At 53.0% G+C, this 13,275-nt stretch carries 17 protein-coding genes; 8 read left to right on the forward strand and 9 right to left on the reverse strand.

Annotated features, from left to right (window positions below; genetic code table 11):
* Positions 1-234 precede the first annotated feature (234 nt).
* Positions 235-1,599: an Arm DNA-binding domain-containing protein gene (locus ACQKIK_RS10840; RefSeq protein ID WP_499135934.1), complete on the forward strand. Its 1,365-nt coding sequence runs from the start codon at positions 235-237 to the stop codon at positions 1,597-1,599.
* Positions 1,600-1,637: 38 nt separating this feature from the next.
* On the opposite strand, the gene ACQKIK_RS10845 is transcribed toward ACQKIK_RS10840, so the two are convergent.
* The 5 genes from ACQKIK_RS10845 to ACQKIK_RS10865 form a co-directional block, all read right to left on the reverse strand.
* Positions 1,638-2,072 (reverse strand): hypothetical protein, encoded by a 435-nt coding sequence (locus tag ACQKIK_RS10845; RefSeq protein WP_499135935.1) that lies wholly within the window; start codon positions 2,070-2,072, stop codon positions 1,638-1,640.
* A gap of 67 nt (positions 2,073-2,139) precedes the next feature.
* Complete coding sequence (locus ACQKIK_RS10850; RefSeq protein ID WP_120997723.1) at positions 2,140-2,508, reverse strand: hypothetical protein; 369 nt, start codon at positions 2,506-2,508, stop codon at positions 2,140-2,142.
* A gap of 198 nt (positions 2,509-2,706) precedes the next feature.
* Entirely contained in the window at positions 2,707-3,021 is a 315-nt protein-coding gene (locus ACQKIK_RS10855) for a hypothetical protein (RefSeq protein WP_499135937.1), read from the reverse strand.
* Positions 3,021-3,425, reverse strand: coding sequence for a DUF6957 family protein (locus ACQKIK_RS10860; RefSeq protein WP_499135938.1), 405 nt, complete (start codon positions 3,423-3,425; stop codon positions 3,021-3,023). The genes ACQKIK_RS10855 and ACQKIK_RS10860 overlap by 1 nt, the downstream gene beginning before the upstream one ends.
* Positions 3,426-3,619: 194 nt before the next feature.
* Positions 3,620-4,450: a pentapeptide repeat-containing protein gene (locus tag ACQKIK_RS10865; protein WP_499135939.1), complete on the reverse strand. Its 831-nt coding sequence runs from the start codon at positions 4,448-4,450 to the stop codon at positions 3,620-3,622.
* Between the two features lie 308 nt (positions 4,451-4,758).
* Here ACQKIK_RS10865 and ACQKIK_RS10870 point away from each other — a divergent pair, with 308 nt between their 5' ends.
* From ACQKIK_RS10870 to ACQKIK_RS10890, 5 genes are all read left to right on the forward strand, one after another.
* Positions 4,759-4,935 carry a hypothetical protein gene (locus tag ACQKIK_RS10870; RefSeq protein WP_499135941.1) on the forward strand — a complete coding sequence of 59 codons (177 nt, stop codon included), beginning with the start codon at positions 4,759-4,761 and terminating at the stop codon, positions 4,933-4,935.
* Between the two features lie 400 nt (positions 4,936-5,335).
* On the forward strand, positions 5,336-6,088 hold the full coding sequence (locus ACQKIK_RS10875; RefSeq protein WP_499135943.1) for an XRE family transcriptional regulator: 753 nt from the start codon (positions 5,336-5,338) through the stop codon (positions 6,086-6,088).
* Between the two features lie 78 nt (positions 6,089-6,166).
* On the forward strand, positions 6,167-6,385 hold the full coding sequence (locus ACQKIK_RS10880) for a helix-turn-helix transcriptional regulator (RefSeq protein ID WP_499135944.1): 219 nt from the start codon (positions 6,167-6,169) through the stop codon (positions 6,383-6,385).
* The gene (locus ACQKIK_RS10885) at positions 6,354-6,572 is read left to right on the forward strand and encodes a hypothetical protein (RefSeq protein ID WP_499135946.1); all 219 of its coding nucleotides are present in this window, start codon (positions 6,354-6,356) and stop codon (positions 6,570-6,572) included. Before ACQKIK_RS10880 ends, ACQKIK_RS10885 begins: the two co-directional genes overlap by 32 nt.
* On the forward strand, positions 6,572-7,678 hold the full coding sequence (locus ACQKIK_RS10890; RefSeq protein WP_499135947.1) for a phage integrase Arm DNA-binding domain-containing protein: 1,107 nt from the start codon (positions 6,572-6,574) through the stop codon (positions 7,676-7,678). Before ACQKIK_RS10885 ends, ACQKIK_RS10890 begins: the two co-directional genes overlap by 1 nt.
* Positions 7,679-7,774: 96 nt before the next feature.
* Here ACQKIK_RS10890 and ACQKIK_RS10895 read toward each other — a convergent pair whose 3' ends face one another.
* Positions 7,775-8,431: a hypothetical protein gene (locus tag ACQKIK_RS10895; protein ID WP_499135948.1), complete on the reverse strand. Its 657-nt coding sequence runs from the start codon at positions 8,429-8,431 to the stop codon at positions 7,775-7,777.
* Positions 8,432-8,575: 144 nt separating this feature from the next.
* Between ACQKIK_RS10895 and ACQKIK_RS10900 the strand changes: the two genes are divergently transcribed.
* Positions 8,576-8,704 carry a hypothetical protein gene (locus tag ACQKIK_RS10900; RefSeq protein ID WP_499135950.1) on the forward strand — a complete coding sequence of 43 codons (129 nt, stop codon included), beginning with the start codon at positions 8,576-8,578 and terminating at the stop codon, positions 8,702-8,704.
* 151 nt (positions 8,705-8,855) lie between these two features.
* The gene (locus tag ACQKIK_RS10905) at positions 8,856-10,475 is read left to right on the forward strand and encodes an MBL fold metallo-hydrolase (protein ID WP_499135951.1); all 1,620 of its coding nucleotides are present in this window, start codon (positions 8,856-8,858) and stop codon (positions 10,473-10,475) included.
* 217 nt (positions 10,476-10,692) lie between these two features.
* Here ACQKIK_RS10905 and ACQKIK_RS10910 read toward each other — a convergent pair whose 3' ends face one another.
* The 3 genes from ACQKIK_RS10910 to thcB4 form a co-directional block, all read right to left on the reverse strand.
* Positions 10,693-11,289 (reverse strand): toll/interleukin-1 receptor domain-containing protein, encoded by a 597-nt coding sequence (locus tag ACQKIK_RS10910; RefSeq protein ID WP_499135952.1) that lies wholly within the window; start codon positions 11,287-11,289, stop codon positions 10,693-10,695.
* 214 nt (positions 11,290-11,503) lie between these two features.
* Entirely contained in the window at positions 11,504-12,073 is a 570-nt protein-coding gene (thcA, locus tag ACQKIK_RS10915; protein ID WP_499135953.1) for a Thoeris type III anti-phage system protein ThcA, read from the reverse strand.
* Positions 12,015-13,226, reverse strand: a complete 1,212-nt coding sequence (thcB4, locus tag ACQKIK_RS10920) for a Thoeris type III anti-phage system protein ThcB4 (RefSeq protein ID WP_499135954.1) — start codon at positions 13,224-13,226, stop codon at positions 12,015-12,017. Before thcB4 ends, thcA begins: the two co-directional genes overlap by 59 nt.
* Between the last annotated feature and the right edge of the window lie 49 nt (positions 13,227-13,275).

A 13,275-nucleotide genomic window follows, 5' to 3' on the forward strand; every position in this document is an offset into this window, starting at 1 on the left:
CATACCTATCGCACCTAGCTCCCCAACTGCTTCCATTTCACGACCTCCACTATCTATCCAGCAGGGCGTACCAATCCGTTTAGGCTTCCGCGCCAACACGCCAAAATTATCATATTTACGATTATTGTCAACACTCGCATCGCGTGTTATCGTTTTTGCAATCATCCCTGACTCAAACCGCCAGCACAGCACGGAGGAACCGCGCTTTGCACACCACATGAACGGAGCATTCCCATGAGCGTTACTGCCCTGGAAACCACCCAAACGACTACACCCTCACCGCTTCCACCGGGCGTCGAACGTCATGGAAAGTCGCTAAGGATCAATTTCATGTATCGCGGGAAACGCTGTCGAGAGGTCGTCGAGCGCGGTCAGTTTGATGAGCTGAGCATCGCGATGGCAGCTCGCTTACGCCAGCAGGTGGTCGACGCGATTGCGGCAGGACGTTTCGACTATTCAAAACGCTTTCCTGACTCCACAACGGCCAAGCGGCTGCTTGCGATGGAGGTTGCACAGGAGCAGGCAGTTTCCGCCGAGCACGCTCATAAAAACATCCGTCATATGACCGTAGCCGAAGGGGTCGAGGCTTGGTTGATGACGCAATCGTCAGGCAAATCGAAAAGCACGGCTATCAATTACCGAAGCCGCGCCAGGCATGTCCTTCTGAGCTTCGGAGATCGGCGCCTGGCGGACGTGACAACTCAGGAGCTACAGCAATTCAGAAACCAGCTGGTACGAAGTAGAGCGAACCCCGCAGGCTTATCGCCAAAGTCAGCAAACGATGTTCTAACCGTTGTTCGGGGAGTTTGGGAGGATGCCAGGAAGAACGACATCACCCTCTCCAACCGGGCTGATGGCATCACCAACCATCGCATGGAGGTCAAAAGCATTGCTGATCCGTTTGATCTCGACGAGATGCAGAAGCTCCTTTGGGCCGATCCGCAAAACATGGCATCAGCCCGGATGGTGGTGTGTAACTGCTGGCTCGGACTGTCGCGCTCGGAATTAATCGCATTAGCAGTCGAGGACATCGACCTACCGCGCAGGAAAATCTCAGTCCGCCGAGCGTTCGTGCAAGGCGAACACAAGGCACCGAAGGTTTTGTCGAGAGCCCGTGAAATTGACGTTCTGGATCCGGCAGTCGATCTGCTTCGTCAGATTTTAACTGATGCCCAGCATGCACCGATTGAGGAGATAGAAGTCACTCACCTGGACAACCTCACCATCGGCAAGGAACAGGTGCGCCTGCTCTTTCGCAATCCACGAACAGATATGCCCTGGAGCCCGTCCGCGCTGGATCGATGGTTTAAAAAACACACTGCAAAAGCTGGCGTCAGATACCGAGGATTCAATCAAAGCCGGCATACGTTCGCGAGTCGGGCGCTTTCTCACTTTGCAGAGCCCCAATGGATAATCAGGCAGCTGGGCCATACCGACGATCAAATGCTCAGGAATCATTACGGAAAATGGATGCCGAGCGAGATGACCGCCGCCTCCTCTGCCGTGATGGCGCTCGACAAGGCCTTAAGCGACAAGTGGGACAAACACCGCACCCAGCCCAATGCGGAAGTGGAGGCCCGGCGCGCTCACGTGGCATGAGTAGCCGTGCGAGGCAGCCGCTTCCGGCAGCTTGAGCGCTATGGTGTTACAGGAAGCGGATCCAAAGCGGCACAAACCTGTTGGCCGGTGTCATTGTCGAGGTAACTGACGCCCATCTTGAGTGCCGGATCCAGCTTCGCGATGAATGCAGAAGTTACGTAGCTCAAATACCTGTACTGATGCCCCTCGTACATGAAGGCTGTGATCCCATGGCCTGCGTTGTAACGATCATTCTCCTCTCGCAGCCACTCGACAAAGCCTTTTTGCGACGCAGGGAGCTTGGCGTTGCGTACATTCTCCAAGTGGCTCCCCAACACCGACGCCACACCCTCGGCAACCAGGAACAAAACCCTCGTCCTCCTGACCAACCTTTGCTGATCGTACGCGCGCACGTCAGCAGCGAATATTTTGTTCGCCTCCCACCGGGATAAAAGCGTTGGACTACCGACCTCAAACGAGATGAGCGACTGCATCTTCCCACCAAAAAATAAGACATGAGCTTGGATGAAACCGACCGGCGCTGATGGCCCTACATCAGCATCAGTGAAGGGACGGGGGAGCTGAATGAATACCGTTCAGAAGAATCGTCAGCATCGTATAAAGCGACTCAAGACCGCCCTCCTCTCGAAATGTCACCACGACATACAAACTACCGCTATACGTGTGCAGCAGCCAAAACTCTCCGTAGCGGTGCGCCTCGACTACTTGCGAGGTTCGAATCCTATGACCGTCCGCGAATCGCCCATGCATATCCTTTCGAGCATGGCCGTAAGTGATGCCGAGGCCGCATCCAGCAAGGAAATAACAGTCGCTCAGATAAGCTGTCACCGGGCGACCGAAGGACGTATTCAGGGCACGTCGCAGCTTGGCTGCTATAGGCTCGTCCTTGGTTGGGTTTGGCATCTTCATATCGTCAGCTCCAGGCCAGGATTGAATCCAGTTTCTTCACCTGGATAACCACGAGGGTTTCGCCCGCCAGGATGACCACATCGGCGTGCGTGAAACCGGCCAGTAAAGGGCGCTCCCTTCAAGATGCAAATCTGACGGGAGATGAATACGCATGACAGGACTCGCTTGTGCGTGGAAAGCATCTGGGGCCACTAACGGCTAGCTGTCCAACCAGTAGTCGTCGCGAGCAATACGCCCAAACTCACAGTCGTCATGCTGCTGTGTGTCGTCGAATAAATGGTGTATGCGCCGCTCCTGCCGCAGGTACGCCAAGGTCATGAAGAAGCAGGTCTCACACATCCGGACACGGTAACGCTCCCCGTCATGGCGTGCGCCATATCCCCAGTGCGCTTGCAGCACACCGAACTGCTCACCGTACCCAGGCACCCGCGTGGAGGTACCACAGATGTCGCAAGGCACATCGGGGTGTCGGTTGTCTGGTACGTCCATGCCTCCCAATATCGGACTGAGCATCAAAAAATCTTCAACACAGTCGTGAGCTCGGCGCTTTTGCGAACCCCCGGGCCAGCAAGCACATATCGCGTATTGCGCGTTCTGAAAATGCACCCATCAGCAAACTCAACCAGTTGCGATGTTCGTACCCAGTCACCCTGTTGGAAACGGCGGGCACTGTCGTACAACACGCGGCCGGCATACACCATCGCCGGCTGTTGCCCGGACGCCCTTAACGTTTCTCGTATCGAGTCAGGGATGATGAGATCGATCCAGATCCAGTCACACACAACACAGAATGGCATCTCATCAAACAACGCAGCCGCTGAACCGCGAGCGCACGCCTCTGCCAGCGACATCTCGATGCCAGGCATTACCTCACCCGGGGCGTATAGCAAATGAGATACTTTCTTTAAATCGTCCATATCCTCTTCCCTAACTGAACCATAAACATCTAACGAGGCAGAATTTTGGCGAAACTCCCCTGCCCTGGTGAACAACCTGTCCCAAGGATGAAAAACTTGTGTCCCAATGAATATCAGTTCTGACTATTATCTATATATAGCTTGAAGATCGAATAGGCGGTTTATAGTTATTAACCCTAAACCACTTTAAAGAGCTAGGCTGGGCAGACGACAAGCCGATCAGGTTGGTCAGGGCTATAGATCCACGGCTCGTTAAAGCGGCCCCACTTAATAGCATCAATCAACGGTTTAACATCGCTGTCAAAATAAGAAGACGTGAGATGGCAATACCTCAGATCAGCCCCGGTCATGGAGGCGCCTAGAAATGAGCAGTGCGAAAAATAGGAGCACCGAAAATCTGTTCGCTCAAGATTAGCGCCGCCGAAGTCAATCTGGCCGAGCCGAATCCCAGGCGCGATCACCCCTGTATCGTCGGACGAATAAAACTTGGCATCGCGAAGGTCAGCGCCAACGAAACTGCTCACCGAACCTGCCCACAGGCCCGAGACCAGCGCACCTTGGGCTCTCAAGCCAGCGAAGCTAATGTTAGCTCTGAGCAGTCGCGCACCAAACCGCCACGCCAGTGCGTCACTGAACTCAAAACCATCGAAGTTGGCACCTTTAAGTTGTGCGGCTACCGCGAGGGGAATTCCGGCGTTCAAGGCTTCTTCAATCGCCTCAATGCAGCGCGAGTACGCTTGGATAGAAGGTCGAACAGGACGAAAGGTATGCCATATCCCCGCTTGAAGATTGAGGTCAATGTATGCCGCCAGATTTTCCTGATTTATCAGAAAATGGTCATAACTGTCGAATCCCCATTGTCGGGCGATCAGCTCAAGGAGTTGGTTGTGGCTAGGAATGAAACCGGAAACGAAACCTTCGTTACTTAACATCTCAATAGGAGCCTTATGGCCTAGCACTATAGTGCTACGAAGCTTGGCCGCTTCTACCCTTAACCCTATCAGACCGACCAGCGGACTCGCCATTTTGTCTTCCCCAACCAATTGAAAGTGCGTGCATAATCGGAGCGAGATACTTGGACGTCAAGCACTTTTTAATGCACTCCAAACAAATTTCTGAAGAGCGCTAATTGTAATTAGTGTTTATTGACAAGATCCCCAACAAAATATCTTTAACATACAAACCATTATCTAAACTACACGCCGCGTGTATTACTGATTATCGTGATAGAAAACAGTCGCCCTGCCCGACCTTTGATCAGGCTAGGCACCGAAAACTGGGCGAGCATCGCGTGCCCCAAAGCTATCAAAACCGCAACGAACCAGGAGTTGAGATGATTACGTTTGATCTGAGCACCAACTACGCCGAAGCCCTGCTGCACCACGCTCGCACTTTCGAACCTCAAAGCGGTGATCCCCGGGAGGACATGCGACTTAAGGACGCCCTTGATGATCTAGCTGAAGCGGTACAAAGCCATCTTTATCCAGCAACTGGTCTGGAAGTCCCATGAAGCCTTGTTACCAATCTGTCGTGACGCTTCTCTGATGATGGCTGAGGAGCTCAGACGTCTGAAGAAACGGTACGAGGCCAACTCAATCATTGTGTCGCGGATTCCGCTAACTAGCTGCTTACCCGTCCGACCTCACCATCGGACGTGACATTGCATGCCCTTGAAGATCAAGGGCTGGCATTCATCAAGCGCGCCCGCTAGCGGTGAGATCACGGATGCATTTTTTGGCACTGGATCCACGACTCACCTCGCCGGTGAACCGAGGGGGGCATCCGGAACATTCGATAAACAGAATCGCAAGACCTGCAAAATCGCATTTGCGATATCAAATTATCGTAAATGCGTTGACAGACAAGCCAGAGCTCCTTACGATCTCTCGTACCTCAACAAGGAACCCACCATGGATTTCAGCCTCGATAGCGTCGGCAAGCGAGTCGCTTGCGCGCGAAAGTACCGCAGTCTGACTCAGCAAGAACTAGCTGATCGTGCCGGCATTGCGCAGTCGAGTCTGGCGTCCCTGGAAGCAGGGCGAAACAAAGGCTCACGTAGCCTTGTGAGCCTTGCGAAAGCGTTGGACGTGCCGGCCGAATGGCTAGACAGTGGCCAAAATCACGAACAAATCATGGCTCTGCTGCGCGGCAACTTGCACCAGATGTCGTCAGCAGCCGAGCAAAGCGTGCAGCGAATGCTTAAGAGTGCCGTTCCCGGCGAGCAGAGCACGGCATATTCGCAATCCAACACCGTTCCTAAAGGAACAGAGCATTCGATAGGTCTAAAGCTGCTGGCCTGGACAGCTCGTTCTCTTCTTGACCCCGACACTGCTTATAAGCAAAACCTAGAGCAACAGCGTCGTTTTCAGTGGCCCTTTCCGCATAGCTCGCGCGCGTTTCTGCTCCGTGCTACACGAAATCTCCACATTCCGAATTTGCGCGAAGATGACTTTCTGCTCATTGAGCCCGACGCTCCAGTTTTGGCTGGGCGAGACATTGTGGTCGTACGCTCTGATGACAACATTCTGCTAGGCCGCGTCATTGACACACCAAGCGGACAATTTCTGCTTCTCGCGATTAACGCGGGCGACGAAGAGCTGCTTCCTCTAGATGCGAGCTTGCGCGCAGCGGGGGTTATCGCAAGTCGACTCCAGAGGTTTTGATTATTTCGCCTCGAATTATCGTTTTTACGTTAGATTGAGCGTTTTCCAGGTGAGATTTTATAGCTAATGCGCCGAATAATGCGACTAAGAGAGGTAATCCACGTGTGCGGGATAGCGCGTAGCACCGTTTATCTGTGGATGAGCGAAGGACGATTCCCTTTGAGCCGGCTAATAGGTGGCGGCTCCGTCGGGTGGTGCAGCAACGAGATCGAGCGATGGGTAAGCCTTCGACTCGATGACGAAGAGGTTGTCCAGGAGAAAGACCATGAGCACTCATCAAGAGCTCATCAGCATTAAAGAATTTCAGAAGCGGGTATGGGGAGAGAATGGTACACCCTTAAGTCGCCAATCTATCCGCAACCATTTACTCAACTGCAAGCTGCCGGGCAAACAGGTAGTGGGTAATTGGTACGTCGACTGGAACCAGTACCAATTGCAAACCACTGACATGTTTGTCGAGCAAGTACTTGCGGGTAGGTATTGATGTCTCGTCCCCGTAAAAAAGCAAATCGTGACCTGCCCTTGAATTTGTACTACAGCAAGGACACAAAGAGCTATCGCTATAAAGATACAATTAAAAACAAGTGGCACAAATTTGGCCATGACCGCCAGAAAGCCATCAAAAGTGCACAAATTCTCAATGCAAAACTGATGATCAGCAGAGATTTGATCGAGGCAGTGATGGCGGAGCACACCCTCACGCTACGACAGTTTATTGATGACTATCGTGAGAAGGTTCTACCAGAGAAAAAGCTGAAAGCAGCGACGCTCGATCTTTATAAAATCCGACATCGTCAGATTGGTAATGCCCTAGGTGATAAACCCCTGAACATGATCACGCTGAAGCAAATCAGTGATTTCCTGGACGGGTTCTCGCCGCGCGCTAGCAACCAGACACGGGCCAGCCTCATCGACCTCTTTAACCATGCAGTTGCACGAGGCCTCTTAGAGAGCAACGTAGCTGCCAAAACCATGAAAAGGAGCGAGGACAAACAACGTAAACGCCATACAAAGGAAGGCATCAAGGCAATCCGCGAGCATGCCCCGCAGTGGCTTAAGAACGCCATCGACCTGGCACTGGTCATTTCGCAACGCCGCTGCGACCTACTGAATCTCCGTTTTGATGGGATCAAAGATGGCTACATGTACCTTATCCAGCAGAAAACAGGCGATCAAACCGACTCTGCCTGGTTAAAGTTGGAGATCACTCCAGCGTTTCAGAAAGTGATCGATCAGTGTCGGGATGATGTGGACTCACCTTTTCTGATCCATAGAAAACCAGATCGCAAGCGCGAATATGCCAACAAAGAGCATCCCACTCAGATCACTGGACACTATCTGAGCACCGAATTCAAAAAAGCGCGGGATGCCGCACGTTGCTACCCACAATACGGCGCAAAAGAGATGCCGGGTTTGCATGAAATTCGCGGTACGTCATTGAAGATGTACCAAATGGCGGGCAAAGATGCACAGAAGATCGCCGGCCATGCCAGTCCTGATATGACCTTAAACTACCTCAAGGGGCACGAGTTCGCCGAATGGGTTGAAGTTTCTCCAGATCTCGACATCAGCGAGTTCACAGACGAATAAGCCACATGCCGCTTCTACTTAGCTGTCACTGCCAAGATACAAGTTGAGCAGCACAACTTCGGCTTTACTTCGGCGCCAGCTCTCGCTACTGCTCGGTTAGTGGTCAGTGACGTCTTTCAGCGCATGAAACCCATGGAGCTCCTCATCCCAGAGGTAGCCGCCAAGCTTCGAGATACTGACAAACCATTCGCGACGCTCGCCATCAATGTGGAGAACAATCCGGCGATTGCTGACGAAGTCGCCGTCGAAGCTCATTGAGTACTCATCGATCTGCAATTTCTCGCCCGGCGCAATCAAGGCAGAAACTGCAATTCCGTCCTTGAACGCAGAGCCTGCTGCCCGATACTCATTGACGCCATCATCCGTGCTCGCAAACGCACAGAGCGACCGGCTGAGATAAGTGACGGGCTTCGCTGTTCGATTCACCAGCCCTACGGGCTGTTTGTCTGAGCACCGTGGGAAAAACGGTATTGCTAAGTACAAGCCAGAAGGCAGCTCCTGCTCGTAGGCGTCAAGGTTAGCCCCCGCGATCAAATCAGCGATCTGTGCTCGACGTTGCGATAGCAGAGCGAACACGTCGTCATCCATTCGGGGGCGAGCGCCGAGAAAAGACTCAAGGGCATCGCACGCAGAGTTCACCCGGGCGTAACGAGCCAGCGTATCAACGTGACGCTCCGCCACCATTGGATGGCAGTCACTGGCCAAGCGTGATGCCCGGCTCATGACTTCATCATAAATCGGTCGGTGATACATCTGATCCTCGCAGTGGTAAGCCTTTATCGCCTAAGCAGAAAAATTTCCTCGTCAGTTCCCTATCGCAGCCACCAGCAGCGAACAAATACTGAGCCCGTCTTCACCGCAGGCCTTAGACAGGCTGACTCCTAGAGGAAAATCACAATGAGCTTTAAAAGCGACCGCGACAACCATGCAAACCAACTGAATGAAAACAACGATGCGTACTGGCAGTCGCGTGGCTATGACGAGCGCCCGGAAGACTGGGAAGACCGTTCGGACGAGGATCAATGAGATATCTCGCGGCATCCCCCTGGCAGCCGGTATGGAGTCGATAATCGACTAGATCTAGCGCGTTTCGTAACACCCGAAAAAACTCATTACAGACAGCTCGGCTGATTGCCCAAGAGCACCGCCTGCTGTTGCCCAGGAAAAGGGAAAGATCATGTTGAAAATCAAATTCGTCGGCGCAATCGAGGGCGTCAGCGGCTCGTGCACCTGGCTGCATCACACCGACTCTGAAACTCAGTTTCTGGTGGACTGCGGCATGCATCAGGGTACGGAGCGCGAGGAATGGGCCAATAGCCAACCGTTTCCCTTCCAGGCTGCACGCCTCAAATATGTGCTACTCACTCATGCTCACATTGATCACTGCGGCCTACTGCCCCGGCTGGTACGAGAGGGTTTTACCGGCTTGGTATATGCCACCCGGGCAACCCGTGAACTTACCGAACTAATGCTGCTGGACGCAGCACGGGTAAGCGGCATGTTTACTGAGCACGAGGTGAAGCAGATCCGCTGGAGCGTTCTGGATGATGACCTCGGTTTCAAGTGGGGCCGCAGCATCCGATTGGCCGAAGGTATCTGGATGGCATACCTGCGCAGCAGCCACATCTTGGGGGCCTGTTTGATCAGCATTGGCTGGAAGGCGAATGATGGTAATCGCTCCATCTGCTTCAGCGGTGACGTGGGGTGCCAGACGGATGAGAACGCCTACCTGCCACTGATGAAGAGCGGCCAGCATCCGTTTGCCGATACGGACTACATCGTTGTTGAGTCCACTTACGGCGGCCGCGTGCGAGCACATGAGCATCAGGATTCCCAGCTGCGTTTGGCACGCCTGGCAGACGTCATCGTCCACACCCTGTTCGTTAAGGGCGGCAAGGTTTTGATACCGACCTTTTCACTGCACCGTGCTCAGGAATTACTGATGGACGTCCTGCATTGGATGAAAGTCAGCATGCCAAACAGAAGACACGGACTTGGAAATAGCGATAACGATCGGCCAGTCACTGCCATTTTCCATGCGCCACTTGGCCACGCGGTGACTCAGGTATATGCAAAACATCTTTGCAGCAAGTCGCCTAACGGCAAGTTCAAATATCTTAATGCTGAACTGTGTGAATCACTGGCAATGCATGCCGATGAGATTCAAACCATGTTGCAGCGGCTGGTAGAACATGGCCGCTTCAAAGCAGGCGATGGAGGCTACCTGAGCATCACAAAGCCGAAGCAGCCCTCCAACTTTGAGGCTGATATCGTGATCGCCAGCGCCGGCATGTGCGACAACGGGCCGGTAGTTAGCTATCTGGAACGCTGGGGTAACGATCCACGCAACACCGTGATCCTCACGGGCTATCAGTCTGCGGGCAGCAAAGGTGCCGAGCTGATGCAGCGTGCTAAAGCTTCCCCTGCGCCCATGGATAGCTTTTCACCTGGACTGGCAGAGGTGATTGATATGTCGCCTTATTACTCAGCCCATGCCGATCAACAGATGCTGTTGGACTTCCTGTTCCGTACCGATGGCTTTGGCTGCAACAAAGCCGCGACGTTACTGATCAACCATGGCAACCCAGAAAGCAAGTACGAACTGCGCAAAGCTTTGCAGATACGTGCGGACAGTCGAAAGGAAAGTGATCGCCGAATCAAAGACGTGAGAATCGCCGATGCCCGCTGGCTGAACCTGGACACAGGTGAAGTGATTGAGCAAAACCACACCGAACAAGCACTGCTCAGCGAGATTGAGGTTTTACGGAGGCAAGTTGCGCTTCTCAGTGATCGCTAATGGCACGTCGGTCACGAGAAAACCGCCCTGCGAACGGCAGCTGAGTAAAGTTTTACTCAGAGACGGACGGGTGGCGCTCATTCGATTTTTAAATGACTCTGGCATGACTACCCGCTTACACCACTACTCGCTAGTAAGTTGCTTTCGACTTGGCGAGCACGTCGTAGCGATGCCAAGAAGTTAACGGTCAGGTGCGACCAGTCATACCAGTAAATAATCAGAAGAAAGTCTTGGGCCCCACGAAAGGAAATCTTGGGTCTAATGTCGATCCGGTGTCCAAGGGCAACCCAAACGGACTCTGGATCGGACGCCCGACGGGGCGCTTATCCTTAGTTAGCGATTCCCTGGTGATAACAGGGTAGAGACCAAGATACTCCTGCCCTTCGAATGGCGAGTCTGATTTATCCAGTACCGGCAAAACCGCCACACCTCCGTTCTTGAATCCATCAAAGTAGCCAAGCTCCCAAGGCATCCACTTAGACTTAGGTGCGCTCTCTGTGGCGACATAAAGAAAAGATTCAGATTGACGCATACGTTTGCGCAATACGTCAGCGGTCTTAGCGGTAACGCGATCACGCTCAAGAGCCTGGTCGTCGATCCAGTCCACGTAGACCCTTTGACCTTGAGCCTCAAGAAGGACTTTGATCCCGAGCACGAGCTCCGCATCCACCATGGAGTGAGAAAGAAAGATGTCAAATCGATCCGTTTCTTTGTAGTTCTTCTGTGCGTCGATTAAGACATCTCGAGCGTTGCGACTACCCCGTATGGCCTGCTGCGCTGCCTTTCGTGCTTCTGTTTTGGTGAAAAACGCCATTCAATCCCCCTTCTTAGGCCACGAGAGTCATGATTCATGACATGCATTATTGTGGGTTAGCACTCATGACCAGCAATTGGGCTCATCAACGCACACGCAGTCACACGCCAAGTGGCAGATACAACTGCCCTAACGAACCGATTCTTAACACCTATCGGACTCGCAGGCATCATGCCCCCGTTACGTATGGGGGCCTGACTAGCTTTACATATGCTTAATCAGCAGACAAATAACGATTAAATAACGTGGCGAAATCTATGTCTTCGAGCTCTTGCCCACTGAAATAGCCTTTATCACGAGCGAGATTGAGTGCTGCCCCCCCCGGTGCAGCAATTGGCAGGACGAAAGCCTTAGGATTGAGCCGTATGAATATATCGTATTCGACCTCAACGCCGTCCATCCCGCCAATGAAAACCGCACCGACCAGATCATCTCTAGAGAGCATCTGCTCACGCATCAGTTCCAAGCTACCTTGGATATCCTCGGGTACGGGATCGGTATAAATTACGTTGTCAAACCGCTGATTCTCTTCTGGGTAACGACCCTCGAAATACCGGCTTTGATAGAGAACCACAGAACGTGCGTAATCAACCCCAAGATCCTCACAGATGCTCCAAATCATAGGAGTAATTGCAGGGTGGCCGCCCCATATAATCTTGTGCCGGCGAACAGTAGCGATGGCTAGTTCACGAACGGCACACTGGATTAGAAACGGGTCAGCGGTTTCATAGTACTTCCCCCGCCCGATCACAGGGATGCTTGCCGAGAGGAAAATAGCCCCCATTTCTATGCTCTCCAATCTGCAAATTGCCAACCTGCCAACCTGCCTCGCAAACCTTAACCCAGCGCGGCACTTGGATGTATTGGCCCAGCCAATCTAAGTGGATCAGCCATTCAGGATGTAGGCCTACATGGTCATAAAGGATGGCCACAGATTCGCCAGGAGAGCTCATTGATGCTTCGTGCATTGTTGTCGAAGTCGGAACGCCAACCGCTGGGTAGACCACAACCATCTGGTCATCGGGAAGACGTACTCGAATCCCGCGCCCGGCGCCGATGCCAATCACCTCGCCACCTATAGCCTCAATGCCTATTCGAAGATTGCTAATCAGGTTAACGATTCTTACCGCATGGCTTTTACTACGGACTTCCTCAAGCTGAATACAGATACGACTGATCGCGTCATCATTAATCCGTCCAGATGAGACATCTATCTCGCTAACATCAAGCTCAGCGAGACTTGCAGTTGCCAAGCGCGCGGAACGCTGGGACTCTGGCCACCCCACGCGAAGAACGCTGATGCCCTTGGCAAGGGCCCTTCCGAACTCAGCTGCCGTCCATCGACTGTTGAAATAGTCAGGCGTGTCGAGCATCAACAACACGTCAGAGTCACAAAGCCGATGCCACAGCATGGTCTGAAAATCTTCTGCCGGCGCAATGCTATGGGTATCCAGGAAAACGTCGAAATGCTTGGCAGAGAGCGCGTCGAACATTTGCAGCGCCGCCTGCCTAGCCTCGTCTCGTCGATAGCTGACAAAGACCCGACGTTGCTTCGGAAGCAGACCCGCACACTCCAACAGCGCAGTGGCGACACGTTTTACCCCACCATCTGCGTAAGACAAACAATTCAATGGGCGCAGAATTTCGGGGATTTCCGTCGCGACTCGACCTAGGTCAGAGACGACCGGAACAACAGGGACGCCTCCTCGCAACAAGCTTGGTAGGCTGGAATGATCAGCGCCTACACCACCGAAAAAAACGACGGCAGCCGATCTTTGCTGACAAGGAGTGAAGGTAGCAGGAGCTACCTCCCAGCCAATCTCCTGGCCCAACCTCAAGCCAAACATGGACATCGCATCTGCTACAGCGGTTTCGAGTTCAAAGACTTGTTCAGCCGAGGGTGCCCCCAGGACAGCAAGCTGATAGATGAATGGCATGACCGCCTCGCTATCAAGTTCAATTAAGCGCTATTTTTTGCCAAACGGG

Origin of the sequence: Pseudomonas sp. NPDC047961 (genome assembly GCF_050272435.1) — a bacterium.
Classification (GTDB): domain Bacteria; phylum Pseudomonadota; class Gammaproteobacteria; order Pseudomonadales; family Pseudomonadaceae; genus Stutzerimonas.

What these genes read in the sequence shown, in the direction of transcription:
- ACQKIK_RS10870 (WP_499135941.1), top strand. Translation starts at nt 4,759, where the DNA reads ATGATTACGTTTGATCTGAGCACCAACTACGCCGAAGCCCTGCTGCAC.
- thcB4 (WP_499135954.1), bottom strand. Translation starts at nt 13,226, where the DNA reads ATGCCATTCATCTATCAGCTTGCTGTCCTGGGGGCACCCTCGGCTGAA.
- ACQKIK_RS10875 (WP_499135943.1), top strand. Translation starts at nt 5,336, where the DNA reads ATGGATTTCAGCCTCGATAGCGTCGGCAAGCGAGTCGCTTGCGCGCGA.
- ACQKIK_RS10865 (WP_499135939.1), bottom strand. Translation starts at nt 4,450, where the DNA reads ATGGCGAGTCCGCTGGTCGGTCTGATAGGGTTAAGGGTAGAAGCGGCC.
- ACQKIK_RS10905 (WP_499135951.1), top strand. Translation starts at nt 8,856, where the DNA reads ATGTTGAAAATCAAATTCGTCGGCGCAATCGAGGGCGTCAGCGGCTCG.
- ACQKIK_RS10910 (WP_499135952.1), bottom strand. Translation starts at nt 11,289, where the DNA reads ATGGCGTTTTTCACCAAAACAGAAGCACGAAAGGCAGCGCAGCAGGCC.
- ACQKIK_RS10880 (WP_499135944.1), top strand. Translation starts at nt 6,167, where the DNA reads ATGCGACTAAGAGAGGTAATCCACGTGTGCGGGATAGCGCGTAGCACC.
- ACQKIK_RS10850 (WP_120997723.1), bottom strand. Translation starts at nt 2,508, where the DNA reads ATGAAGATGCCAAACCCAACCAAGGACGAGCCTATAGCAGCCAAGCTG.
- ACQKIK_RS10900 (WP_499135950.1), top strand. Translation starts at nt 8,576, where the DNA reads ATGAGCTTTAAAAGCGACCGCGACAACCATGCAAACCAACTGAATGAA.
- ACQKIK_RS10860 (WP_499135938.1), bottom strand. Translation starts at nt 3,425, where the DNA reads ATGGACGATTTAAAGAAAGTATCTCATTTGCTATACGCCCCGGGTGAG.
- ACQKIK_RS10885 (WP_499135946.1), top strand. Translation starts at nt 6,354, where the DNA reads ATGAGCACTCATCAAGAGCTCATCAGCATTAAAGAATTTCAGAAGCGG.
- ACQKIK_RS10840 (WP_499135934.1), top strand. Translation starts at nt 235, where the DNA reads ATGAGCGTTACTGCCCTGGAAACCACCCAAACGACTACACCCTCACCG.
- ACQKIK_RS10890 (WP_499135947.1), top strand. Translation starts at nt 6,572, where the DNA reads ATGTCTCGTCCCCGTAAAAAAGCAAATCGTGACCTGCCCTTGAATTTG.
- ACQKIK_RS10895 (WP_499135948.1), bottom strand. Translation starts at nt 8,431, where the DNA reads ATGTATCACCGACCGATTTATGATGAAGTCATGAGCCGGGCATCACGC.
- ACQKIK_RS10845 (WP_499135935.1), bottom strand. Translation starts at nt 2,072, where the DNA reads ATGCAGTCGCTCATCTCGTTTGAGGTCGGTAGTCCAACGCTTTTATCC.
- ACQKIK_RS10855 (WP_499135937.1), bottom strand. Translation starts at nt 3,021, where the DNA reads ATGCTCAGTCCGATATTGGGAGGCATGGACGTACCAGACAACCGACAC.
- thcA (WP_499135953.1), bottom strand. Translation starts at nt 12,073, where the DNA reads ATGGGGGCTATTTTCCTCTCGGCAAGCATCCCTGTGATCGGGCGGGGG.